This window comes from Acaryochloris sp. 'Moss Beach' (assembly GCF_021497025.1).
Taxonomy (GTDB): Bacteria; Cyanobacteriota; Cyanobacteriia; order Thermosynechococcales; family Thermosynechococcaceae; genus Acaryochloris; species Acaryochloris marina_A.
Genome location: NZ_CP071717.1, coordinates 4,954,169 through 4,978,613 on the forward strand (window position 1 = coordinate 4,954,169; position 24,445 = coordinate 4,978,613).

28 protein-coding genes and 2 tRNA genes are annotated in these 24,445 nt (G+C 45.9%); 18 read left to right on the forward strand and 12 right to left on the reverse strand.

Translation table 11 applies throughout. From position 1 onward, the window contains the following. Positions 1–16: 16 nt before the first annotated feature. Together dnaB and rplI are read right to left on the reverse strand one after the other, a co-directional pair. Positions 17–1,375, reverse strand: coding sequence for a replicative DNA helicase (gene dnaB / locus HRE53_RS23355; RefSeq protein WP_212665503.1), 1,359 nt, complete (start codon positions 1,373–1,375; stop codon positions 17–19). A 70-nt stretch (positions 1,376–1,445) separates the two neighbouring features. Beyond that, complete coding sequence (gene rplI / locus HRE53_RS23360) at positions 1,446–1,904, reverse strand: 50S ribosomal protein L9 (protein ID WP_235108144.1); 459 nt, start codon at positions 1,902–1,904, stop codon at positions 1,446–1,448. A gap of 196 nt (positions 1,905–2,100) precedes the next feature. Here rplI and HRE53_RS23365 point away from each other — a divergent pair. From HRE53_RS23365 to HRE53_RS23420, 12 genes are all read left to right on the forward strand, one after another. Further along, a tRNA-Tyr gene (locus tag HRE53_RS23365) sits at positions 2,101–2,182 on the forward strand. Positions 2,183–2,195: 13 nt separating this feature from the next. Continuing rightward, positions 2,196–2,267 (forward strand) — tRNA-Thr (locus HRE53_RS23370). 143 nt (positions 2,268–2,410) lie between these two features. Continuing rightward, a complete protein-coding gene (locus tag HRE53_RS23375; protein ID WP_235108145.1) occupies positions 2,411–3,511 on the forward strand; it encodes a tyrosine-type recombinase/integrase in 1,101 nt (366 codons plus the stop codon). Between the two features lie 2 nt (positions 3,512–3,513). Then, positions 3,514–4,368, forward strand: a complete 855-nt coding sequence (locus HRE53_RS23380; protein ID WP_235108146.1) for a hypothetical protein — start codon at positions 3,514–3,516, stop codon at positions 4,366–4,368. A gap of 221 nt (positions 4,369–4,589) precedes the next feature. Then, complete coding sequence (locus HRE53_RS23385) at positions 4,590–4,874, forward strand: hypothetical protein (RefSeq protein ID WP_235108147.1); 285 nt, start codon at positions 4,590–4,592, stop codon at positions 4,872–4,874. 1 nt (position 4,875) lies between these two features. Then, a complete protein-coding gene (locus HRE53_RS23390; RefSeq protein WP_235108148.1) occupies positions 4,876–5,028 on the forward strand; it encodes a hypothetical protein in 153 nt (50 codons plus the stop codon). Further along, positions 5,025–7,931, forward strand: coding sequence for a hypothetical protein (locus HRE53_RS23395; protein ID WP_235108149.1), 2,907 nt, complete (start codon positions 5,025–5,027; stop codon positions 7,929–7,931). The genes HRE53_RS23390 and HRE53_RS23395 overlap by 4 nt, the downstream gene beginning before the upstream one ends. Next, a complete protein-coding gene (locus HRE53_RS23400; protein WP_235108150.1) occupies positions 7,915–8,268 on the forward strand; it encodes a hypothetical protein in 354 nt (117 codons plus the stop codon). Before HRE53_RS23395 ends, HRE53_RS23400 begins: the two co-directional genes overlap by 17 nt. 9 nt (positions 8,269–8,277) lie before the next feature. Continuing rightward, entirely contained in the window at positions 8,278–8,763 is a 486-nt protein-coding gene (locus tag HRE53_RS23405; RefSeq protein WP_235108151.1) for a Holliday junction endonuclease, read from the forward strand. Between the two features lie 306 nt (positions 8,764–9,069). Continuing rightward, the gene (locus HRE53_RS23410; RefSeq protein WP_235108152.1) at positions 9,070–9,630 is read left to right on the forward strand and encodes a terminase small subunit; all 561 of its coding nucleotides are present in this window, start codon (positions 9,070–9,072) and stop codon (positions 9,628–9,630) included. A gap of 278 nt (positions 9,631–9,908) precedes the next feature. Then, entirely contained in the window at positions 9,909–10,052 is a 144-nt protein-coding gene (locus tag HRE53_RS23415) for a hypothetical protein (RefSeq protein ID WP_235108153.1), read from the forward strand. Positions 10,053–10,207: 155 nt separating this feature from the next. Then, the gene (locus HRE53_RS23420; RefSeq protein ID WP_235108154.1) at positions 10,208–10,894 is read left to right on the forward strand and encodes a glycosyltransferase; all 687 of its coding nucleotides are present in this window, start codon (positions 10,208–10,210) and stop codon (positions 10,892–10,894) included. Positions 10,895–10,937: 43 nt separating this feature from the next. Here the strand turns inward: HRE53_RS23420 and HRE53_RS23425 are convergent, their stop codons facing one another. The 4 genes from HRE53_RS23425 to HRE53_RS23440 are packed head-to-tail and all read right to left on the reverse strand — an operon-like array spanning position 10,938 to position 12,663. After that, entirely contained in the window at positions 10,938–11,141 is a 204-nt protein-coding gene (locus HRE53_RS23425) for a hypothetical protein (protein WP_235108155.1), read from the reverse strand. A 2-nt stretch (positions 11,142–11,143) separates the two neighbouring features. Then, positions 11,144–11,299, reverse strand: a complete 156-nt coding sequence (locus HRE53_RS23430; RefSeq protein ID WP_235108156.1) for a hypothetical protein — start codon at positions 11,297–11,299, stop codon at positions 11,144–11,146. A 48-nt stretch (positions 11,300–11,347) separates the two neighbouring features. Further along, positions 11,348–11,533: a hypothetical protein gene (locus tag HRE53_RS23435; protein ID WP_235108157.1), complete on the reverse strand. Its 186-nt coding sequence runs from the start codon at positions 11,531–11,533 to the stop codon at positions 11,348–11,350. Positions 11,534–11,535: 2 nt separating this feature from the next. After that, complete coding sequence (locus tag HRE53_RS23440; RefSeq protein WP_235108158.1) at positions 11,536–12,663, reverse strand: hypothetical protein; 1,128 nt, start codon at positions 12,661–12,663, stop codon at positions 11,536–11,538. Between the two features lie 370 nt (positions 12,664–13,033). On the opposite strand from HRE53_RS23440, the gene HRE53_RS23445 reads away from it, so the two are divergent. Genes HRE53_RS23445 through HRE53_RS23455 form a run of 3 tightly spaced genes read left to right on the forward strand, consistent with a single transcriptional unit; the run spans position 13,034 to position 14,503 of the window. Further along, complete coding sequence (locus HRE53_RS23445; protein WP_235108159.1) at positions 13,034–13,627, forward strand: hypothetical protein; 594 nt, start codon at positions 13,034–13,036, stop codon at positions 13,625–13,627. A gap of 10 nt (positions 13,628–13,637) precedes the next feature. Then, complete coding sequence (locus HRE53_RS23450) at positions 13,638–13,994, forward strand: hypothetical protein (RefSeq protein ID WP_235108160.1); 357 nt, start codon at positions 13,638–13,640, stop codon at positions 13,992–13,994. Next, positions 13,994–14,503: a hypothetical protein gene (locus HRE53_RS23455; protein WP_235108161.1), complete on the forward strand. Its 510-nt coding sequence runs from the start codon at positions 13,994–13,996 to the stop codon at positions 14,501–14,503. The genes HRE53_RS23450 and HRE53_RS23455 overlap by 1 nt, the downstream gene beginning before the upstream one ends. Positions 14,504–14,741: 238 nt before the next feature. On the opposite strand, the gene HRE53_RS23460 is transcribed toward HRE53_RS23455, so the two are convergent. Beyond that, entirely contained in the window at positions 14,742–15,143 is a 402-nt protein-coding gene (locus tag HRE53_RS23460; RefSeq protein ID WP_235108162.1) for a hypothetical protein, read from the reverse strand. A 112-nt stretch (positions 15,144–15,255) separates the two neighbouring features. Here HRE53_RS23460 and HRE53_RS23465 point away from each other — a divergent pair, with 112 nt between their 5' ends. Both HRE53_RS23465 and HRE53_RS23470 read left to right on the forward strand, forming a co-directional pair. Then, entirely contained in the window at positions 15,256–15,486 is a 231-nt protein-coding gene (locus HRE53_RS23465; RefSeq protein ID WP_235108163.1) for a hypothetical protein, read from the forward strand. Between the two features lie 460 nt (positions 15,487–15,946). After that, positions 15,947–16,678: a hypothetical protein gene (locus tag HRE53_RS23470; protein ID WP_235108164.1), complete on the forward strand. Its 732-nt coding sequence runs from the start codon at positions 15,947–15,949 to the stop codon at positions 16,676–16,678. 703 nt (positions 16,679–17,381) lie between these two features. Here the strand turns inward: HRE53_RS23470 and HRE53_RS23475 are convergent. Further along, positions 17,382–17,834: an FHA domain-containing protein gene (locus HRE53_RS23475; protein WP_235108165.1), complete on the reverse strand. Its 453-nt coding sequence runs from the start codon at positions 17,832–17,834 to the stop codon at positions 17,382–17,384. A gap of 455 nt (positions 17,835–18,289) precedes the next feature. Continuing rightward, positions 18,290–18,619 (reverse strand): hypothetical protein, encoded by a 330-nt coding sequence (locus tag HRE53_RS23480; RefSeq protein WP_235108166.1) that lies wholly within the window; start codon positions 18,617–18,619, stop codon positions 18,290–18,292. 185 nt (positions 18,620–18,804) lie between these two features. Between HRE53_RS23480 and msrA the strand changes: the two genes are divergently transcribed. Further along, positions 18,805–19,416, forward strand: a complete 612-nt coding sequence (gene msrA, locus HRE53_RS23485; protein WP_315876647.1) for a peptide-methionine (S)-S-oxide reductase MsrA — start codon at positions 18,805–18,807, stop codon at positions 19,414–19,416. A 39-nt stretch (positions 19,417–19,455) separates the two neighbouring features. On the opposite strand, the gene HRE53_RS23490 is transcribed toward msrA, so the two are convergent. From HRE53_RS23490 to HRE53_RS23500, 3 genes are all read right to left on the reverse strand, one after another. Continuing rightward, on the reverse strand, positions 19,456–20,838 hold the full coding sequence (locus HRE53_RS23490; RefSeq protein WP_315876649.1) for a glycoside hydrolase 100 family protein: 1,383 nt from the start codon (positions 20,836–20,838) through the stop codon (positions 19,456–19,458). A gap of 121 nt (positions 20,839–20,959) precedes the next feature. Further along, on the reverse strand, positions 20,960–22,186 hold the full coding sequence (locus HRE53_RS23495; protein WP_235108169.1) for an FHA domain-containing serine/threonine-protein kinase: 1,227 nt from the start codon (positions 22,184–22,186) through the stop codon (positions 20,960–20,962). A 41-nt stretch (positions 22,187–22,227) separates the two neighbouring features. After that, entirely contained in the window at positions 22,228–24,324 is a 2,097-nt protein-coding gene (locus tag HRE53_RS23500) for a serine/threonine phosphatase (protein ID WP_235108170.1), read from the reverse strand. Between the last annotated feature and the right edge of the window lie 121 nt (positions 24,325–24,445).

Below are 24,445 nucleotides of genomic sequence, written 5' to 3' on the forward strand. Positions count from 1 at the left end.
CTTTTTCATTGAGGCATCAACCCATTCCTTCCGATTTTGCCAAATTAAAAAAGCGGGTTAGCTTGGGTTCAAACAGCAGTTTTACCGTACCCACGGGACCGTTTCGGTGTTTGGCAATATTGAGTTCGCAGATGCCTCTCTCCGCGCTGTCAGGATCATAATAATCATCCCGATACAGAAGAACAATTAAATCTGCATCCTGCTCAATGGAACCAGATTCTCTTAAGTCAGACATCAAAGGACGTTTGTTGGTCCGGGATTCTACACCCCGACTAAGCTGAGATAGGGCCACAACCGGGACATTTAGCTCACGAGCTAAGCCTTTCAAAGCTCGGGTAATTTTAGAAATTTCCTGCACACGCCCATCTGTAGCCTCCCCGCCCATGAGCTGGAGATAGTCTAATAAAATCATTCCCAAGCCTTCGGGATGCTCTGATTGTAGGCGTCGAGCATTGGACCGCAGTTCCGTAATCGAGGGATTAGGCGAATCATCAATATAAATCGAGAGCTGAGAGAGCTTACCAATGGCTCGACTCAGGGGTTCCCACTGGGTTTGATTAATCCGTCCAGCCCGCAGGTAGTTACTGTCAATACCGGCCTCTCCAGCCAGCATCCGTTGAACTAACTGCTCTTTAGACATCTCCAAACTAAAGATAGCAACGCCCAAATTATGGATTTCACAAATTTGACGAGCAATTTGTAGGGCGAGTGCCGTCTTACCCATGGCAGGACGACCCGCCACAATAATCAAATCTGACCGCTGGAAGCCTTGGGTCATGGCATCCAAATCGTAGAAGTTGCAGGATAATCCTGGTAAGACTTGCCCTAAAGATCGCTGTTCTAAATCAGCGAAGGTACTCGCCAAAATATCTTCCGTGGCGACCAATCCTTGCCGAACCCGATCTTGGGTAACGTTAAAAATTTGTTGTTCAGCTTCGTCCAGAACCGTTTCCAAGGTTTTGGAGGTGTCATAGGCCAGTTGCATGACCTCTGTCGCTCCCTTGATCAACTGCCGCCGCAAAAACTTGTCTTTGATCAGGGCCGCATATTGATCAATATTAATGGCGCTGACCGTGCGATCCACCAACTGAGCTAGCTTGCCTTGGCCTCCCACTTTGTCGAGGAGATCATGATCTTGCAGCCAAGCGGTCACACACATCAAATCAGTGGGGCTGCCTTGGCCATGAAGATTCAGTGCGGCACGATAAATTTCTTGATGCGCACTGAGATAAAAGGTCTCGGGTCGCAGTAAATCTGCAACTCGGCCAATGGCTTCGGGGTCCAGAAGAATACCCCCCAGAATGGATTCTTCGGCTTCAACATTCTGTGGGGGTAAGCGATCGCTAGCAGGCTGAAAATCTAGCTCGTAAACCATAGGTATGCCAACAGGTAAATCCCTTTAGTTAGAGGATAATCTGACTTGGGAGGTGCCAGCACCCTAGTATTTATAGAGGAACAACTTCCACTTTGACAGTAGCAATTATTTCTGGGTGGAGTTTAATATCCACGGAGTAAGTTCCCAGCTTGCGGATATCGGGGATATCAATGCCCCGCTTATCGATTTCGAAACCGCTGACATTAGCGATGAGTTCGGCAACGTCAGGAGAGGTGACTCGACCGAATAGCATCTCTTCTTCGCCTGCTTTTTGCTCAATGCGGAAGGTGCCAATGGTTTGGAGGGCGACTTTTTGTTTCGCGGCCTCGTCCTTAATGCCTTCTAAGCGCTTGAGTTCTTCGGCTTTGCGATACTCAATCTGCTTGAGTACACCAGGAGTGGCTCGATAAGCGATTCCCTTCGGAATTAAATAGTTGCGGGCAAATCCAGGCGCAACTTCTACTAGGTCTCCTGAATAACCTAGTTTTCTGACATCTTCATTCAATACGAGCTGAACGCGTTTTCCCATAGCCCTAAGTGCGTCGATACATAAATTTCAGTGAAAGCACTTGATCATACCCAACTTGGAGGTGCTTTGGCAATGTCAATTTTCGAATATCGTAAGAGCCACTGATTTGGAGAGTTCTATTAACTGGTGATTTTTAAAAACTGGTTGCGTGGATGCAATGGAGATGTGCTAGAATCCAAAACTGTTGACAAAGTAGGGGTCGGTGCCCGAGTGGTTAATGGGGGCGGACTGTAAATCCGCTGGCTACGCCTACGCTGGTTCAAATCCAGCCCGGCCCATTGTCAATAATTTGCCCATGTGGCTCAGTGGTAGAGCACACCCTTGGTAAGGGTGAGGTCACCGGTTCAATCCCGGTCATGGGCTTTGGTTAGGGAATCGTTTACTAGTAAGGCTTTTGGGAGTTCCAGACAACTTCTAAGAGTCCTTTTTGATGTCAATAAGGCAACAAATATAGGTCGTTAAGGGTTGTTTGGGTTTTAAACTTACCCCGATATTTACCCCGGACTATGAAAGTAACGATTGAATCCCATTACGGAAGGCTCAGGCTGAGATGGCGTTATCAAGGGAAGCGGTACACCATGGCTGTAGGTGTACCTGATTCCCCCACGGGTCGAGCCATTGCTAAGCAAAGAACCGCACAGATCGAAGTAGACATCCATGCAGGCTATTTCGATACCACTCTTTTAAAGTATCGACCCAAAACTATTGGCAAAACAGCCACAGAAATCAGCGTGGTCGAGCTGTTCAAACGCTTTACTAGTGCAATGAAGCGAGGTAAGGCGCTCACTCCAAATACTTTGCAGAAGTATAGTGCACTGCAAAAACACCTCGATTACTTTTTTGGGGTGGCCAGTGGATTGAGTGTGAGCAGTGCCAAAGCCCAAGATTTCACGGCTTGGTTACTGGAGAGAATGGGAGGACAGACCGCTAAGCATTACCTATTCTTACTTAGAAGCTGTTGGGACTGGGCAAATGGTAAGTACTACGTTAGTGACAATTCATGGGGAGACTGCCTGAGCAAGGTCAAAGTTCAAGATACCCAGCACGTTCAGCCTTTCACGGTAGCTGAGATCACCGCTATTATCAACGCCTTCATAGAGCACAAGTATTATTGCCACTACGCTAATTTTGTGATTTTCCTGTTTAACACTGGGGTTCGGATAGGCGAGGCAGCAGGACTAAGGTGGTCTTCAGTAGCAGATGACTTTAAGAGCGTTTGGATTGGCGAGTCTATCTCTCGGGGTCATCGAAAATCAACCAAGACTGGCAAGTCAAGGACTATAGTGCTTTCTCCATCGATATCTGAGATGTTACGCCAATGCCGTGAGCAGATGCAGCCTAACTCAAAAGACTTGGTATTCCCCAGTCCGAAAGGGTCAACCATAGATGATCATAATTTCAGGAATCGAGCCTGGAAAACAATACTTGAACAGTGCCATGTTAAATATCGCAAACCCTATGCAATGAGACATTCAGCTATTAGCCATGCGCTAGCGGCTGGGGTGAATCCTATCGATTTAGCAGAGCAAACCGGACACGACAAGCGTGTTTTGTTGGACACGTATGCCCATGTTATTCAGTCCCAGTCAGTATTTCAGGAGTTTTAAACATGGAACATCTTAGTCTGAATTTCAAGATTGTGGGCAACGAGCAAGTGGAACAGGCTGAAATTAATTTTGTTGGGACTGCGGATCGGCCTCTAATAGAAGCAGCCGCTTCTCTCTCCAATATCCGCCTTAAGCCCTCTATTACCAGGAGCGAAGGAGAGGAGATTTACTTTAAAAGCTGCGTAAGAAGTTTTCAAAACTCTTTACTCTGGGTGCTTTTTCACCACTCGAAACAAATTAACCGCACTGAATTTCTGGAAACCTTTCCCTTCGTAAAGAAGGAGGAAGCGCGGGGTAAACTTGCCCTGTCGCTGTTTGACTTGGCCCACCACACTCTAGACCTCGCCCATAAAAGCAAGAAGTCTGGGTCAACTGAAATACCGCCCTATAGTGATGGGTTGTCTTGGTGGAAGCTCTGTATGGTCGAGCTTTTGCTTCACTACTTTAAATCCACTGAGTGGGTTGGCACCACTGCACTAGGCAAAGAGTTCGATCAAGAAATTGCTGCCTTGGAACAATACGAAAGTAGGACATCAGACTCCGATCACAGTCGCTACCCCCACCTAACTTGCCTGCTAGAAACGGCGATGGCGTTGGCGAAGTTTCGCCAAGAGTCTAATCAATTAAAGAGAGACCGCAAAGACTTTAGGCGTTTTCAGTGGCAGCAGTTTATCGAGCGTTACAAGGATTTGAAGGAAGCGATAACCCAGCCAGGAATAGCTTATCTCTACTTGAAGGGGGGCAATCTCTATATTCGTCCAGCTCAGCCTAAAAAGAATTTACCCAGAGAAATCCGTGTATCCCAGGGACAGCAAGGTTTTAAGTCGGGCCGAGGCCGTAAAAAGGGATTTTCTTAAGATTCTAAATAACTCCCTGAGAATAAGGGTTTCAGAGTCTAAGCCCCGAAATCGGGGGGTAACGAAATCTAAGACCTACCCTATCCTGCTGGTATCCCAAAAAACTTACTAGCCAAAAGCCGATAGCCGTGTCTCGCCAAAGTCCCAGCTATCGGCCCTAACCCCTAACCAAATAATCAACTACCCAACAGAGGCAGCAACTATTTAGAAAGGATACGAATATGATTAGTCCAGATTACCCGTTTGTCGAGACTCGTACCTTAAGACGCCACTTCGAGACGGGCAAGTATGTTGACCGAGAGCTGCGTGAAAAGCTCCCCAGTCCTTTGTATTGGGTCCGCCCTGGTTCCCGTAAAATCCTTTGGAATCTTGTTCTGGTTCGGGACTATATTCTGCACGGTGGTGATAGGCCAGAGCACCAACGACTAATAGAAGAATATCTGGCGTCAATAGAACCGCCCCAAATTCACCCCCCTAAAGCTGCAAGGGCAGCGAAGGGGGGTTGAAATGAAAAATATTCCTGCTGAAAACTATTCTAACCCACCGTTTTTTGAACAACTAGAAGCATTACTGGATAAGGCGTGGAACCTAAAAGCTTCCCTCCAGATAGACCGTTGGATTTGGTACGTGATCCTTGAAGTTGAGGGGGTGGCAAAATGAGTAAAACAGCACACAAGCCCGAACTTCTCCCAGAGCATATCAGACACTTTGAATCGGAAGGACTATCGCTAGACGACCTAATCCAATACTCATCTCACCAACTGCCTAGGAGCGTTACCGGGCAAGAGGCTTACGACCTAGGATATCGAGCCGTAGACGAGGATGGAACCCCAATCGAGGCACCTGAATTTCCACCTGGAATATTAATGCCAGCGGGTCCAGCATCATATCAGTTTCGACCCGAGTCACCCGTCTTCAAGCGGGAAAAGGGGAAGATAAAGCCCGTCAAGTACGTTACAGTTGCAGGCCAAACTGCCGAGGTTTGGTATTCCAACGGTGACCCTAATGTTGCTCGATTCATCACTGAAGGGTTTAAGGATGCGATTGCCTATTGCAAAATGGGGCTTCCCACAGCCTCGATTATCGGTGTGAATTGCACAAAGGCCATCGCAGAGGGCTGTAACCAGATTCCTTTATTTGACAGAGATGCTTTGACGAATCCATCAGTGGCGATGGCCCTTGTGAAGCTGGCTGAAAAAACCGGGGCGGGTAAAGTCCTGCTGCCGCCAGAGATTCCAGGGGAGCCGAAAGCTGGCGGGGTTGAAGTTCTGAAGGCTGGTATCAAGCTGAGTATGGATGATGCCATATCTCTAGCTGACTTTTTCCGCCAGCTTCCCCAGCAGTGGGAGATTCCCGGCGAGGCAAGGTCAGGCCGGAAAAAACGTTTAGGACAGATGGCTAAATTCTGGCTCCGCTCTGCGCCCAGATACCTCTCAGAAGCGGAGTGTAAAAAATGTCGGGATGAGATGGTCAAGGCCAAAATCATCACAGAAAGATGTGCTAAGGCCGCGCTGGATATTGCCTTGAGGGACTTGAGGAAACAAGAGAAGCATCGCCAAAACGGCCAGTCTGCCACCGATAACGAGAGCAAGCCAAACATTGACATCTACCAAGGTCGGATTGACGATGCGGCGAATCGGTTGTTGTCCTTGCTGTCTGAGACCTCAAGCGATCGCGAAAAGATTTACGTCAGTGGTCGCGGGGCCAATGCTCAGCTTGTCAGAATCGCTAGGGCGGTCCCCGATACGCGAAAACGTCATATCTCTGTGGGCAAGGAAGTTGATGAGTTATCCCCGCTTGACTTGGGTGCACTCAAGCATGAGGCGAACCGCCGATATAAATTTACGAAGTGGACGCTTCGCAAGGGAAAGGAGGAGACCTGGTGGGATGACCGACCGACCGATTGTTCTCAGGCATTAGCCGAACACATTATCAAGGCAGCAGGATGGCCTAAGCTTCCGAAAATTTCGGGTATCTGCTACACTCCGACGCCCACACGAACAGGCGAGGTGATAGACAAGCCAGGGTATCACCCTGGCAGCGGGTTACTGCTTCAGTTTGACCCCACAGAATTCCCAGAGCAGAAAGTAAAGCCCACCAAAGAAGACGCTCTTAGTGCCTTGGCAGTATTAAAAGACTTACTCAAGGAGTTCCCTTTTCGGCTCAACGAAGGGGAAACCTCAGGTCACAATGCGTCTTTGTCAGCGGGCCTGTCAATGTTGTTGACCGCTATTTGGCGTAAAACCTTTGCCCTTGCTCCCCTTCACGCCGTCAGTGCAACCGTTGCCGGGACAGGGAAGGGATGTTTGATTTCGCTCGCAAGCATCTTGTTAACGGGCCGCAACGACATTGGCGTAGTGCCGTTCAGTGCAGACGGTGAGGAGGTTCGTAAAAAGCTGACAGGAATACTCTCAACGGGGTGCCCGATCGTCAATCTAGATAATGTCACCGCAAGGCTAGGTGGCGACTCACTAGAGGCCGTCTTAACAGCACCCACCTTCAAGGACAGATTGCTGCAAACATCCAAGATGGTCGAAGTCTCCACCCAAGCATTGTTCACCGCATGTGGTAACAACCTGGGGTTCACTTCAGATATGCCGCGCCGAGTCATCCTCTCTGAGCTTGACCCACAAGTAGAGAAGCCTGAAGAACGCCAGTTTGAGCGAGAGATTGAACAATACACCCTCGACAACCGGGGGATGCTTGTGGATGCTTTGCTGATGATTCCTAGGGCCTACATCCTTGCTGGACTCCCTGACAAGCCCAAACGGCTTGTCACCTTCGGGGAGTGGTCCGACATTATCCGAGGTGCATTGATCTGGTTAGGGGAAGCAGACCCCGTAAAAACCCAATCAGAGGTGGCAAACCGCGATGAATCCAAGAATCAGTTAGAGGCGTTACTGACCTGCTGGTATGACGACTTTGACGAGGATGCATTTACGACTAAGGGCCTCCTTAAAAGGATTAATGAAGCCATCCTCACTGAAACCCATCAGGACTTGAGGGAATCGTTGCTCGATATCTGCTTAGACCGCAAGACTGGGCAGCTTTCTTCCAGGTTGCTCAGTTATTACTTGAGAAGAAACAGAGGGCGGGTTGTAAACCACCTGCGGTTCGAGCGAGCAGGCAAAGACCGCAAAGGGTACGTCGAATGGAAAGTTACAAGATCTAAGAACCGAACGTACTACACAGAATCCAAAAATCCAAAAACTCAATTTACTCAGAAGTGTGGTGAAACATCCTCAGCATCCTCGGCACCTATCGGCGAAAACTATACACAGCAAGGGAATAAGCTTGCCGAGGATAAAAACACATCCTCGGCACCCACCGATAAAAATGCCGAGGATGCACATTTATCTTCGGCACACCAAAACCCAATTCCAGCAAAAAATACAGGCAATCCTGCCGAGGATGCTGAGGATACTTTGGAACACTTCCGGGAAAAACAAAACGAAAAATTTCGTACTACAGAAAACGATGACTCTGATAGTTGTAGTACGCCTGATCAGCCTGTAGAAAGCTCCGAAGCTGACGAGGTGATTAGAGATGCCGATACCTTCTAGCCCCCCAGTCGGCGCGATCGCGTACGGAAGATCTGGCGTTGGGTATCCGATCACTCGATTAGAGGGGGCGTCGGTTGTTTTGCGAACCAAGAACGGATTACTTCGAGTGCCATTGAGTGCAATTCAGCGCTGGAAACCACCACCACAAGAGCCTCTAGAACAAACCAAGCCCATTGAAGTAGGCGATACCGTTCAACTCAAAGGCACTTGCCGGACCTATCGAGTGGTACGTCTGTATCAGACCTATTGTGGTCAAGGGGAGTATCAAGATTGGGCAGAGCTTGAAGGCCCATGTGGTGCTGCCTTTTGGCCAGTTGAACAGTTAGAAGTTACGTGAGGTATTGCTATGCGATCGCATCCTCAATACGAAGAACAACCTACCCTCATCGCTCTTGACCCTGGCCTCAAAGGAGGCATAGCCATCAGTGGAAGTTCACCTACTGCCCGACCACTGCCTCTTGCAGGGAAGGAACTCGACCTGGTTACCCTTGCCTCTTGGATTGAAGAAGCAGCCCCCCGCTTAGCCGTCATTGAGAAAGTCGGTGCCATGCCTAAGCAGGGTGTTGCTTCGACCTTCAAGTTTGGGCTGGGCTATGGTGGATTACTGGGCGTTTGTGCGGCGTTGAAAGTTCCCGTTGAATTGGTCACACCCCAACGATGGAAACGAACTGTTTTGGCTGGGACCTCAAAAGATAAAGCTGCCGCTATTGCCTACTGTCGTCGTGCATTCCCTGGTATCGGGTTAATCCAGCCTGGATGCAGGAAGCCCCATGATGGCATGGCTGATGCCTTGTGCTTGATGGCCTTTGGCGTTAGGGAGCTTCAGAAATGAGTTGCCAAGCTCCCCGGATCCTAGACCACTTGACCGACACCATCCCTTTGACTCATGACGTTGGTGGTTCTAGGGGTAATGCACTGAACATAGAATCTTACACCTATTAATTCCATGCGATCGCAACCTAATTTTAGGTGTACTAGAATTGCTTTGAAGCACTCTTACCTAGTCTCAGTAAATGATTCAGCGGTTGGGAACGACCCAAATTGAATTGCTTTGAAGCTCTTCAAAGTCCCATAAATGTCGTCATTTAGGAACGGATCTCGGTTCTGAGTCAAAGGCGTCAACTCCACTTCAAGCCCCATGGCAAAAACTATGGCTAAACTGACCGAAAAACAGAAGCGATTCTGTGAAGAGTACCTTGTAGATATGAATGGCACTCAAGCCGCTATCAGAGCAGGGTATAGCTCTAAAACGGTACGGCAACAATCTGCTCAAATGTTAAGTATTGACAAGGTACAAGCCTACTTACAGGAGTTGAGAGCAGAGCAGCAGGAACGTGTCAGAGTAGATGCTGACAGAGTTCTTCAAGAACTGAGTGCGATCGCATTTTCCAACATCACAGATGTGGTCAATATTGAGCGACTAGACATTACGTTTCGCGATGACATTCCCCCAGAAGCCCAAGCTGCAATCCAGGCAATGACTATGACAAAAGGGTCTCAGGGAAGTAATCAAGGGTCGCATTCCACCGAACGCATCCAAATTAAGATGCATGGAAAGCTGGGTGCTTTGAAGGAGCTGGGAAATCATCTCGGGTTGTTTAGAGAACTAGACATAGCGATCGGGGTGTTAAAGCAGTACGGCACTGTTGAACCAACAGAGACGGGCCATATATTCCATTGCGCCCAATTTAGCCCATGAGAGTCATAGCATTAACACACGACCGAGCAGCAATGTTGCTGTGTGATTCCATGATTTTTGGCGATCTCTACGCAGCAAAAAAATGGAATAAGCACTTAAGCAGAAGTAATTACAATCTATTTCCTTGCTAAGCCAGGGTTTTAGCAAAAATGTTGTGACATTAATTATGTCCTACTGCTTATCACTCAGCGCTCGATCCAAAACTACCGTCATAGACTTCAAATTGACAAAAAATTGCGCAAAATAACAAAAGCATACCGCAATAAACAGTGAATTTTATGAAGCGGGTCGCTCGGTCCCTCAGCCCAGAAGTAGCCGATAACCTATGGGCTATTACCTACGCCAATTCCTCTGGCAGTAATGCCACGGAGCTGACGGCCAATCCCATGGACATGAGCGGAAAAGCCTTTCCTTTACGGTGACGGCGGACCCTCAGCCCATTACATGGGATCCGGGGGGCGGGGGGGGTGGCGCTGATGGCTCTGGGGGGCGATATCCGACCAGGGCCGGATCTCTGCTAAACCGGTGATCAGTACCCCTAGAACCAATACGATTGTGGAAGTGCTTGGGGGCGGTTATGGCGTGGCCTAAGATCAGCTTAATTCTGACGACTCACAACCGCGATCGCTACTTGGGGCAAGCCTTGAGAAGCGCGGTAAACCAAACCTATCGCAATTTGCAAATTGTCATCATTGCCGATGGTTGCACGGACAGCACCATGGAGGTACTTGAAGGTTACGGCCACTATGACGATCGGATCGACGTTTGCGCCACTGAACGGATCGGGCGGGTTCAGTCCCTCATTCTGGGCCATGAGCTTTCTACAGGGGAATTAGTGGGCTGGCTGGATGATGATGATTTACTCGCCCCCAATGCCGTGGAGGTGACGGCGGCGACCCTATCGGATGGGGCTTTTGATTTGGTTTACACGGATCGCTACCTGATCGGCCCCCATGGGGAACCAAAGGGCCAAAATTTACCCCACCAATACACCTATAAGGGATTGATGGGGCAATTTATCACGAAGCATTTCCGCTTATTCACTCGGGCCATTTATGAGGAAGTGGGGGGCCTCGATCCGCTGTTCACCTATGCCATGGATTACGATCTTTGTCTCAGAGTGGGGGAGCATTTAGGTATTTATCATTTGCCTAGCCCCCTTTATTACTACCGGATCCATGAGGGCCAGATCTCCCAAGTTCACCGACAGGCCCAGGCCCGCAAAAGCCAACTAGCCCGATCCAAGGCCGTGGAACGGTATTAGGTGGCTACTCAGACCTAGGGTTGGTTCTAGGGGGTTTGGTTCCTCATCCAAGCCCGTTGGCAATTTCGGCGGCTAAGTCAAACGCATTGATGTAATTTGCCAGTAGCTGGCCTTTGGTGCCCACGTTAGGGATAGACTTAGCCGCCTCTAGATTCGCTTCTAAGCGCTGGCGACTTTCGGGGCTATAGTCTTTTGAGTTTAGGATTCTAGCGCTGTTTGCAACTAGTTCTTGAATGGTTGAGGGCATGGTTAAAGTGTGTATCGCTTACGGGTTTTCTGGATCAAGGATTCGATCTGGCTTGCGCCTTTGGGATCGTATTTAGTGTAAGCCGTGGGATTGATGGCCCAGGTTGCGAAAGCTTCGGCAAACAGCTCCATATTGTCTGATGTGGCATACCAAGACACGGGTTTAGCATCAAACCCTAGATCTATGGTCTTATTCCAGCCTGAAAACTAGACCTGATGACCCACTTCATGGAGATAGGTATACAAGATTCGGCTGGCGCGATCGTCGGCGTAATCTAGGCTGCCGTTATCCATGCGGGTGTTATTATCTGCCCTATTTAATTCTTTTTGGGCGTTCTCCGCAACACCGCGGGCCTGATCAAAAGCCTCTACGAGTCTGGAAATGAGTGCCATGCTCAAACTTCTAAGGTCACTTGAACAGAGTCATCAGGTAAAAGGAACATGATATTTCCCGAATGATTCTTCAAGTCTGTTTCACTCGGTTCTAGTTTCTCCCAATCACTCAATGAAATTCCCAATTGAGTCATTGCATGAATCTCTGTCTGGTAGGTCGCAAACCTTTGGCAAGTTTCAATAGTTGACTCGATCACCCCGAAAATACTCGGTAGCCGGTTAAACGCTTCTTGACCGAGATCTGCGTTGTTGGGACCAAACCAACTTCCTTCCACTTCTTCCTTAATCAGGATAGCTGGCGGAAGAGATTCAACCCATTTATCCCTGTTGTTTCGCCATTTAAAAATACCATCGCGTAATAAGTTGAAGACTGCATTTTCATCCATGGTGGGATCTATCCACCGATATATTTGGGTCAGCTTTGATAAGTCAATCTGATCTTGGAATTTTGGATGCAGATAAACAGATGGGTTAGAGGTCAACAGTAGCTCTACATATTTTTGGGTACGATTTCGAATCACTGATTGCCCTTCATAGAAACGACGTGTAGCACTATCAAACTCGCCCAGTTCGAGATAGCACCTCACTTCTGCAACATAAGCTAACCCCAAGGTCAGCAAATACTCATCTGCAATTTGACTGCCTTCTGCAAGCTCAGTATCAAGTACACCAGTGAAAATATGCTGAGCTTCTAAAAACCGGTTTATTGCTTGAATAGCCATATCTCTACGATTGTCTTCCCTGGACATCGTGAAGGCGTTGAGAGCTAGATCAAGAGCTGCGCGGAAATTAGCATAGAAAGTAAGATCAACTTTGCGATTCAACTTGCTTAGAAGATCTTGAGTATCTTCCAAACGTTTTTCTAAGTTTTGCAGTTGTTTTAAAACTACCGCGAAGCCCATTGTTGATAAGCCTAAATTTAAAACATTCACTGTAGTTGTAGCTTGTAGAAGCCTGTGAGACACACATGGAGGTGAGTTTGGAAATGGGGGTGGCAATGAACTTGAGCTATTACTGTTCTCTCGAAGCCAAGCAACTACTTTCTTATTGCCAGATTGTCTTATAACTCCTCCTATTCGTTCATAAATCCCAAGATCAAGTTTTTCCTTAATCCCTAAAGGAATTTCCAAAGTTGTAGTAATAGACTCCAATGATTTTCTCTCTTTATTTAGTGACAGGACTACAAACTTATATAAATCAGTAAGATTACAAGCCTCCTAAGACATCGAACTAATTGAAGAAAACACGATGACGTATAAAAAAACCAGCAAAAATTCATCCAAATATAATAATTCGCTTTATTTCTGATATTCCAGATATAGCAAGTTTGAGATTCATGATTAGGTTGCCCAAAATCGAAAAGAGTTGCATATTCAAAATCATATTTCTCATAAGAATCCACCTAAGAGTTCACTTAAATTGACTAAAAAGCCATAATTGATGGGCATATTGAGTATAGGGGGGCAACATCACAGACACACATGATTTGGATTTCAAATAGTGGAAATTACGAAGGAAGAACGCCTAGAACTGCTCAGGAAAATTAGGCAAGCTTCGGGAGTTGCACAGTACGCCTTAAATGCCAGAATGACGGATGAGCAACTATTTCAGGCATCACAACATTTAGATATTTTGGAGCTGATTAAGTCAGCTAATAACTACAATCGACGTCAACAAGGGCTGAATACACAGCGAATTAACGAAAGATTGACTGATGTTGAGAATGAGTTGACAGAGGCACAAACTAAGCTGCAAGAATTTCTAAATATCGATAAGTCAGAAATAGTTCGAGCTGGCCGATGGTTGAAGAGAGCCCTTTCTCTTGGAGGAGATGACCGAAAGAAGGTTCTTCTTGAGAAAGATTTAGTCCATAAAGAAGACTATAACAATACTATTTCTAATATGGGAGACTCCATAAAAACCATTAAAAATACTAGCGAGTCAATGGAACAAGATGCTGAGCGAATAATTAACGAACTAGAACAGAAAGTTGACGAATTGAGACACCACTTATCTCAGGTTAAGGATTATATTTCCATGAATTATGGTCCTGACAAATGGAAAGTCATCCGTGATACGTTCAACATCCAATAGGAGCGGAACCATGAATATCGATGGGTTGAGTTATCGCCAATGGCAAAAACGGAATACTGACACGTTTAAAAATCTATCTAAGCAAAACCAGAAGGCAATTCGCGATAAAGGTTACTACAACGTTGGATGGGAAAGGGTTCAAAAATCTTGGGAGATTTTGCAAGTAATTATTCTTCCATCTCAACCCACAACCATATTCGAGGTAAAGCTTAAAAGAGGTGATCTGGTTGGAGCAATTGATCAGTCACTCCTGTCAGCGAAGCAGGCTACTCAGGCTGCCCAAGAGGGACGTACTAGGTTACGCCGGAAAAGCCAAAAGATAAAGGACTTAGCTGAAACTACCCTGAATAAATATCAACTCTTGTAATGTCAAAAAAAAGAAAACTAGAACTCGCAGCTCTTTATAACGGAGGAAACATTAACGAGGTATGGCACAATAGCCGAAACCTAAAATGCATCAATCATAAGGAATGGGGGAAAATTAGCCCTAATCAATTGAGAGCTAAATTTGCAGGTAAACCTTGCCCTTTTTGTGGCAAAAAGATGACTCACGGGTCAGAGCATAGAGCTAGGACTATAAATGAGGCAGTCACCCGAGGGTATCAATATACCGATGCCAACGGCAAGGAGATTATCAATAAGGTTCGAGTAAATCAAAATCAGTTTATCTATTTTCATCCTCACTATGCGTCGATAGATCACAAATTGAATAAGGCACGTTTTCCTGAACGTATGTTTGATGCAGACAATCTTCAAGTTATTTGCTGGGCTTGCAATACCGCTAAGAGCGACAACAATGCATTTGAATTACAACATGATCTCAGCTATATCCAAGACTTAGGACAGGCGACGTTAGACCGCTATCCTGTCTTGTGAGCCAAGCAAAATATAGCTATATTTCCAGACAAACCCTATAACAAGATATTAGTATCTGATATTCCCACTACTTAGCTTGCTCATAGGTTGACTCCCTTACTGATGGGGCACCTAGTTTCAGGCATAACCTTAGGTACTCCTTTTTGTTCTAGGGGGGCGCTGCTGGATTAGTAGTCTTAGCAGCGCCTTTGCTGTTGGATACCCGAGCCGTTTTGCGTCGTACTCAAGACATAATGGACTATGCGGCCATCTGAGCCGGAGTGTTTTGCACCTCATCCCATAGCTGTTGCCAACTAGCCTTGAAGGTCAACTTACCAAATAGGATCCCCCACTCATCCAGCTTGATCTTAAGGGCCTTGGTATCACTTACCTGATAGTGAGCATAGACCTGGATCTTTAGCTCAGAGAGCTTCATCCCTGTGGTCTTAGGCTGTTGCCAAGGGGTAGTATCAACCCCCATGTTCTGGGCAACAATCAGCCAGGAATGATAACCCCGAAAGTCGATATTGCTGTTAGGGAAGGATGCCTTAGCAGCTTTGTCGAAGGACTTGCGATCGCAAACCTTAGCAGTCCATTGCTTATCAGAAGCGATGGCGGCATCAACAACGGTGGCCTTGAGCGTTGAGAGTGTGTATTGCATTGTGGAAAATCTTTGTATATGTGGCGAAGGCAACCCAAAACTGAAACGGTGGGCTTGCTTAAATTAATAATACCCGCTTAAATGGGGAATGTCTATCTTTCGAGCAAGACATATGCCCAAGAAAAAAGGAGATAAGGGGGGAAACCCTAACCCTTTGCAGACTCCCGAGTTCATCGCAAAGCAGTACAAGCCTCAGGATGGATATGAAGGAGAGCTATCAAAAAAGGTTCTAGGGGTTGTTGTCCCTGTAGAGGTGGACCAAGCCGTGAGGGCTCTACCTCATAAGGCTACATGGTTGCGTAGAGTCATTACTGAAGCGGCTCAGCAGGAATTATTGGGATGAATCATCCTCTTAACACAGCACAAATTACCCCGATATTTACCCCGACGCTTTATTGAAAATCCTCAGAAGCCTTATAGAGTAAACATCCTAGGCCAAAGTGAGCCATCCTTGGTAAGGGTGAGGTCACCGGTTCAATCCCGGTCATGGGCTTTGACTACAAACCTTATAGATTCAGTGTTTCAGCAGCTTTTATGAATGGCTTGGGTGTCGTTCTTCTTTTTAATTTGTTCAAACGCTGCTCCCGAGGTCAACATCATAGTGCTGTCGAGATGACATTGATCCTCGTATAGGACTGCAATTGATCAGTTTTTCAATACTCTCTTGAGATTTATCGGGAGGTACATGAGTTTTGTTGTCTAGCCCTGGCAATACTAGTAGCGTCTCCAGAAACAGGGACTTTCATTAATCCCTACAGAAGTAATCAAGAAATATTTAATTTTGACAATCGAGAGGTGATTTCATGAAGCTTAATCAGCTTATTGCTGTCATGCAGTCAGTGAAAAAAAGAGCTGCAGACGAGAAGACAAAGATATACAAACAGACTCAGAAACCTGAACTATTTCAAGGCTTATCGCGGACCTACTCACCAAAGGATGAAGAAGGCCATGTTTATCCCCCGGAATCTCAGAAAGTCACATATAAGGCAGGGGAGGCACTAGAAGCCTTCTCAAAAGCCTGCCAGGACTTATTTGATAGTGCTTTAACCCAAGATGAAGCTAATACCTCAGCAAGAGCCAACATAACCTTGGATGACGGCACAGTGATTGCATCCGATGTCCCGGTCACATACTTGATGTTCTTAGACAAGCAGTTGACCGATATCAGAACCTTTCTCAGCCATATCCCTACCTTGCCCATTGATGAGGACTGGGAATATGACTCTAACCGAGGATTTTATGTCACTCGCCCCCGAGAGACCACTAAGACAAAGAAGGTGCAAGAGTTTGTGATTGCTGCTGAGGCAACAGAACATCACCCTGCCCAAGTCAAAGAAGTTACGAACGATGTGGTTGAGGGGACCTGGTCTTTGGTTAAGTTCTCTGGTGCTTTGCCACAGTCAGAACTAGATGAAATGCGGCTTCGACTTGATGTACTTCAAAAAGCTGTAATCAAGGCTAGAGAAGAAGCAAATAGCATCGAAGTAAGTCAAAGAACTATATCGAATAACATTTTTGACTATTTATTTAGGTAAGGTTAGATTGAGTGTGAGCATAGATTTAGATTCAGTATCTTAAAGGTGATTGGATGGTTCAAATCCTCCCTCTCGCACTGATAGGCGAGAGTGTGCTAATTGGTAAAGCAGCTTTTGATGCATTAAGACTAAAAAATCAAACTCAGTTTATTGCTCTAGTCTTAATCTAAAATCCACTCTTGTGAATCAACCAAAGTTCAACAACACATGGGATATACGAGTTCAACTCTCGTCCCGCTCCCCAAATCTTGAGCGGGTAGTTTAATGGCAAAACACCCTTGTATTAAACTGATTGAGCTTTAACCGGACATAAAATAGTCTCAAGCAAGTGGCTCTTATACACTGAACCCCGGCAGGTGGTATTTGCTGGGGTTTGTCTTTAGCTATACTCACTTTCGGCGATGGTATTTCATAATGAGATCCTAGCCTGGATTAAGAGCATCTCCGAAGTACTTCTATAAAAAGATATAGGTTTCAATTGATGTAAAAAAAGAGTTATTGACAGTCTCGGAATTGGGTGAATTAAATTCCAAAAAGTGTCTTTTGCTTAAAAGAACACTGGTCTAATTCCTGCCTTGAGCTTATTAAGAAATTCTTACATAGAAAAATACTTGCTGATTACTGTAATTTCTGGCAGTCACCACAAAAGAGATAATTGTAAATTTAATAAAAAAATCTATCCTAATGTATTTCTACCTACTAATTACAACATAATCGTTGTCGCCTCATTCTCGTCTAATCGGGATGAGCAACTATATTGAGTGATCTGCGAAAAATCAGCAAAAAATTCCTCTTTATTTATGAGCCGACTAGATGAATGGAAAACCGCTTTGACCACTCCTCCAAATAAAATTCGATCGCCATTAACTAGAGTGTGACTCTGAACACGGTTGCCATTGATAAAGACACCGTTGAAACTCGATTTACCATTAACTGTTCCATCAATCAGTTGATATTGATAGGTTCCTTGACTTAAATCAGATATCTTCTCTACAGTTGCATGGATACGTGAAATCATATCGTTGGCCACTACTATGTCATTAGATGAATCCCGACCAATGGTATATTTCCAATTCATTAATGTGACTATCTTTTTAGGTTTTGTATTAACAACAAGATAATGATGCTGCTTGAAGTGATGTGTTTGCTGACGCATACTATTTCTATATGTATATACCAAATACCTAAGTTTTCTTTCGCTTGAAATACGTAAGACAACTGTTTTTCTATTACAGTGATATTTAGCAAAAATGAACGTGATTTATATCACAGATTTTTTGTCAATACTCTTAAGCCATCTCATAAATATAAGCCTGACTTCAAAAAAACTGAGACTATATTCATTCTTAGAAGTTAAACGATTATCCCATTTGGAATCTTCAGCTCAAGATCCATATGATTTCGCTTATTCTGGCCATGATACGAAAAAAATAGGATAGTGTATTTCTTAGGGTCAATAGGCTTGAAATTAGCCCTGTACAACTCCACTAACACTTGTAGTTTGCAGAGCATGAAAGAGCAAATCAATATGATCAACAAATGCCAAGCGATGGCCATGTCTGTAGATTATGGGCAACATTTATGTTGGGATTCCGACTCTATACAACCTATTCAGTTTGAGTCACTGGCTGTTGGATGATCAGGCGTTTCAGGCGGCGGAACTTTTTGAAGATAAGGCTCCATGGGTACCACAGTTGTCATTTTGTTGAGAATAGCTTCAATCTCGCTCAGGTATTCACATTGAAACCGATCCTGGGTGGATAAGACCCGCCGTAGAGCATCTATCACAATTTTCTCACAGGCTTCTGCCGATAGCCCCATTTCACTCTGATGCCCAACTATAAAGTGATGCAAGAAATAGGCGTATCCTCCCGTCATTAACCCCTGTAACAGTGTATTTTCTTGCCTTAGAGCTTCTAGTTCTTGTTCAAGATTTTCCATAGTAGTTCGATGAGGGAAGGAGACAATTTACATAATGGTTCAATTCAAATTCTTTCATGAAAGCTGCTCTGGATGACAATACCAGTACTTCGGTCGTGCTGGTGCTTGAGGATAGTTAGATCAAATTTGTGTAGCTTGGGTCAGTTCTGATTACGATAGATAAGGCATGACGGATGGAACGAAAGATGATCAAACGCTGGTTTGCGATCGCATTATTGTCTCTAATCACTTGGCTAGGCCCCATAGGCATGGCGGCTGAAGCCCAAGACCTCGCCAAGGCCACCTTTGCAGGCGGATGCTTCTGGTGCATGGAGAAGCCTTTTGATGTCATCGATGGTGTCGTATCCACTACATCAGGGTATACCGGCGGTAAAAAACTGAATCCCACCTATAAAGAAGTATCGTCAGGAAAAACTGGTCATGCCGAATCTGTGCAGGTGGAATATGACCCCAATAAAGTCAGCTATGAAACCCTTCTGGAGGCGTTTTGGCAAAATGTTGATCCATTAGATGCCGGGGGACAATTTTGCGATCGCGGCGACCAATACCGCACCAATGTCTTCTACCATTCAGATGAGCAAAAAGCCCTAGCCGAAAAATCTAAAGCTGAATTAGATAGCTCTGGTAAATTTGCCACGCCCATCGTCACGGAGATTGTCACAGCTCAAACCTTTTATCCGGCAGAAGACTATCATCAGAACTATTATCAAACCAACTCCAACAAGTATCGCTTTTATCGGTATAGCTGTGGCCGAGATCAGCGACTCACCAAACTCTGGGGAGAAGAAGATAGCTAGCACAGTAACTATAGGAGCTAGGCATCAGACCAATTAGAGCTAATTGGCTTCTGTACTATCCTCTTCCTCAAAGATAAACGGAGCAATCTGCTCAGGGTTGTCTTGGAGCAACGTCGCCAACAAAAAACTAGCAATGGTCCAGGTCTGATATTTTCGAGAAGATTTACCGACCAAACGCCCATTCTTGCCGTCATAATATTCGGGCCATTCATCTTCTTCAAATCGGTAGGAGGCCGTCATCCAAGCCTGTTCCCCTAATTTTTGACGTTTGGTTTTAATGGCAGCCGCCATCAGCATCCACAGCAACACGGGCCAGCTGCCGCCATTGTGATAGGACCAGGGGGTATTTTTAGGATCCGAACCCGTCGTAATCCGCCACTCAAACCCTTCAACCGCCGGAAAACAGATTTTCATCGGCATCCGCCCAACTAAATCGTCCCACTGTAGTTCAATCAGATCCATGATTTGCTGGCTTTGAGTGGAATCAGCCATAGAGGTCATGATGGCCATTAAATTGCCCAAAGCAAAGAAGCGAAAATCCATCCGACTAGGACCTAGATTTCCGGCTAAATAGCCAGCCCAATCTGGCATCCACTCCGTTAGCCAGTAAGGAATGGAATCCGGATAAATATTGAATTTATTCATCACCGACTCCCCAAATTGATCCCCTTTATAGCGATGAATTTCATTCAGTTTGTCTAGATCTAGCCAATAGTAGTTACGCACTCGAAACAGGAGCGCCTGAAGGCGATCATTAATCTTGCGAATCCAATTCTCTCCTTCTGAGGTGGGTGTCAATAATTCCCTGGCTGACCGCAGGGCCCCATAAAACAATGCTTGAATTTCTAACGGATGGCCATCTATCCCCATCCGGCGGTCAATCATACAGGCTGCATCAGGCACCAATAAAGTGGGCGACATCTCAAATTGTGAACTGAGGCAAAGCTTGAGAATTAGATGTAACCCTTCCTGAAAATCGGGCCGCTTTGCTAAAGCAGTATCTCCAGACGCTTTCACATAAGCTCGCAGTACAATAATCCACCATAAACACGAATCAATCGGTGTCACCCGACCAATCGCATGGTCGCCAAAATCAGCAGTGAGATATTGACGCCCTGCTTCCGTTTGCACTTTAAAACTGGCAGGCATCAGTCCTAAAGGAACCTCAAAACCATCCACTCGCCGAACCTGCTTTTGTAAAGCTAACGTCTCTACCAAAAAATTTTGAACAATATCATGTCGCTTCTGCAGCAAAAAAACGAAGGCGGAAGGGACAAAATCCCGCACAAAGCACTGATCGTAATTGAGGGCATCCGCGTCTGAATCCTGAGCGGCAATCGTACCTACAGGGCGATCCTGATAATAGATAATGGCAGACTCATGGAGCTTTTCTGCCATTTGGATAATCGGTAGTTCAGACATCATGCCCTCTCAGACGCAGCTGGTCTAGGTGGGAACAGGGTTCCAAAACTGATGCTCCCGTTGGATAGTACTCAGGATACCCATCGAGTTAGGAGGATTACTATAGCCGCGTAAACAGCAGCTATAGACAGTTTTTTAGAGCTTGCTGAAGTTCCTTCGCAGTTTGAAAGCGATGATCCGGATGGGGATGGGTCACTTTTTCAATAATGGCTTTGATCTGAGTTGGAATGCTCAGGATATTCGCCAATTCAATCCGATAGCCATGACCCAGGTTTTTGTAAAATTGCAGTGGACTTTGACCTGTAATCAGGAATAAAAGAGTTGCACCAATACCGTAGAGATCCGATTGAATCGTGGGACGACCTAATCCCTGTTCTGGTGCACTATAACCCTCAACCGCAATCCGGGTTCCGGGGACAAGGCTTGCTTCTTTAACAGCTCCAAAATCAATAATAAAAACTTGGCTATCTCGATTCCGCACCAGAATATTACCGGGCTTCAGATCTCGATGAATGATCGGTGGATTATGACAATGAATGTAGTCCAAAATGTCACAGGCCTGAATCATCCACTGCAACACCTGATGCGGTGGTAACGGGCCATGCTGATTTACCCACCGATCTAAATCTTGGCCGTGAATCAGCTCCATCACGAGATATTGTTTATCGTTCTCGGTAAAGAAATCGTATAACCGGGGAATACCAGAGTGCTGGAGGGATCTCAGCATCCGAGCTTCCCGCTTGAATAATTCCTGTGCCTTAGGAATTTTTTCCATATCGGCATTCATTTCCTTGAGCACCTGAAGCTGAGGTTTTTGACTCTTATCATCCTGGTGCCGCACCAAGAAAGTGGTTCCCATGCCTCCCATGCCAATGACCTTCATGACTTCGTAAGGACCAAGTGTCTGGAGAACCTTAAGGGATTGACCACAATGCACGCAAAAAAGGTTGCCTGGCAAATTACCCTCATGGGAGCAGGAAGAATTCTGGGAACGAGTGGTCGCCGATTGACGTTTGGCTCCAATCTGGTAGGGAAGTTGCTGCTGAAATCTCAAAATCGGCCCCGTCAATCCTAGCTGAATAATTGTGTCATCTTTGAGTTCTGCCTGGTTCGTCAGTTTTCCATTTACAAACGTTCCATTGCTGCCCAGACTATGGAGTTGCCAGGTAAAGGAGGACTCTAGCTGTTTGCTCAGACGCAGTTCAAGATGATACCGAGACACCAGTATGTCTCTGAGGACAATGTGATTATCGGAAGAACGGCCAATATTAATCTGCTTAGACGTGGTGAACAGCCATTGTTTGATAGGAGCCTTATTGGTGGGGTCAAGAAGGGTTAATGTAACCACATTGCAAAATTAATCAGTCAAAGATTTTAAATAGGTTCCCGTTAATAGGTCTGGGAAGATCGCTGAGGTTGGACTCTCATCAGGATGGCAATGACCGTGATGTTGTCGTGACCATTATGTTCGTTAGCCAGCATAATCAACTCATTAACCCCTTGTTGCAAGGGGATTTGAGAGTTAAGCATGGGCAATAAGTATTGGTCACAGTGGACTTCCAATAGGTGATTATCTGTTAATCCATCCGAACAAATCAACCATAAAGTATCTTCGGCGGCAGTGAGGAGCTGGATATCGGGCTCCAAGGCCTCATTCTCTCTAGGCCCTAGAGCTTGAGTGAGTTGATAAGCATCCGGCCGGGCGTAGGCCACGGTCGGATCGGTTCCTCGTTGAATCTCTCTTTGCCCAACCTCATGATCAACCGTGATTTGTTCTAATCCTGATTGATGGGTCAGACGATATAGACGACTATCACCGACATGAGCAATTTGAATATGAGTATCTTGAACCAAAGCCATCACTAGGGTGGTGCCCATGCGACTATTGCCAGCCTTCTCTTCATTCAACTGAAAAAGAGCATGGTTCGCAGCATAAATGGCATCCTTCACCATTGCAGTATCGGGAAACTCAGTCTGCCAATGGGCTTGAAAATATTGAGCTAGGGTTTCTGTCGCTAAAGAACTCGCAATCTCCCCCCCAGCATGTCCTCCCATACCATCACAGAGAATGTAGAGTCCTTGGCCAGAAACTTGGTTTTGGTGGGGGTTACAAATTTGTTGGAGCCGTTGATCAATCACAAAGTAATCTTCGTTGTGATGTCGATCTCGACCATCATCCGTTTGACCTGCCGCTGCCAAATGAACCAACTGATTGGGCAAAATCAGGGTTGGCACAGCACCCGTTCCAGCAACGGAAGATTGATGAACCTGTGTAGGAGTCGTAGGAGGCTGGGTACTAGGTAAAAGCTGACTTAATTCATTTATGTATTCCAGAAGCTCTGTTTGAGTAACGTTCTCAGCAGATTGCAAATTGATCAACAAGGGCTGAAATTGCTCTGAGAGGGAAGCTCCCAATCCTTGCAATAAATCTAACCAGACATACCTTAAATCGTCCCAGGTCGGGGATTGGATGGAGGTACTACCCTTTTCAGGCTTACCCGGCCAGAACTGACCGGGCTCAAATAGAAGTTGCTGAAGGCAGAGGATTTGTCCCTGATCGATCTTTAAGTTTTCTTTGTGGAGAACGCTAGGCAAGCATTGCCAGGGAGAACAAATCACTGCAAAATTCAAAGTTTGTTCTAGCCAGTACAGAATTTGAGTGGGACTCGTTTGACCTTCGGCAATGACTTCCTTTAAAGACGGCAAATCAGCGCGGTTCTCTAATAAAATGACTGCCTGTTGTTCTGACTGCCAAGCGTCATGGACATGGGGTAGCAGGAGAGGAAACTGTTGCCTCAGGGCTAGGTATGGTTCTAGAACGATCGGGAACGGCAAAGGCTGCGCTTCTAAAAAATCTTTAATTGTTTCTGGCTGACCCATGTCAGCAGGATTAATAGCTCCCTCTAACTGGTTCAACATAATAGCCAGGGGCGAGACCTGCAGCGGCTGCGTATCTAGAATAGTGAGCTCAAGGTTGCCATTTTCCGCAAGTTTCGGATCTTGAGGCACCATTGATGCCAAGAGCTGATATCGAGGGTTTTGATCCACAAAACTCTGGATAGCAGGAGACATGGATGGAATATCTGAGTCACCCCGCTGCGGTAACACTGCTGTTGAGGCACTAGGTGGATCGAGTTTCACAGCGTCTGATCGATCTGGCTGATCACCTACTAAACGCTCAATGGAGTCTAGCAGCTCTTCTGTAGAGGGTTCGTCATCCAGAAGGGCAACGGGTTCTCCAACGGGAATCGTATCGATAGAAGAAAGTTCTATAAGGTTCGGGGATTGTTCGAGGCTAACGAGCGGTGTAATGAGAGTCCACCAAATGGTTCCGGTCAAATGATCACATTGGGGACAGTGGGTAACTTCAAAATCTACTAAATGTCCACAACTTGCACAGTGTTTTTGAGTAAGGGAAGTGCCACATTGTTGACAGAAACGATGATCGTCAATGTTGTGGTAATTACACTGGGGACATTTAATCATCCGAAAAAAATCAGTTTGCCTAGGGTGGCGGACAGTAACTATGGCAATGGTAACTAGTAATGAGAAGCTTGCACTCCGCTAAATTACGGAAGTTATCGTTACATTTGCTGTGACAAAATAT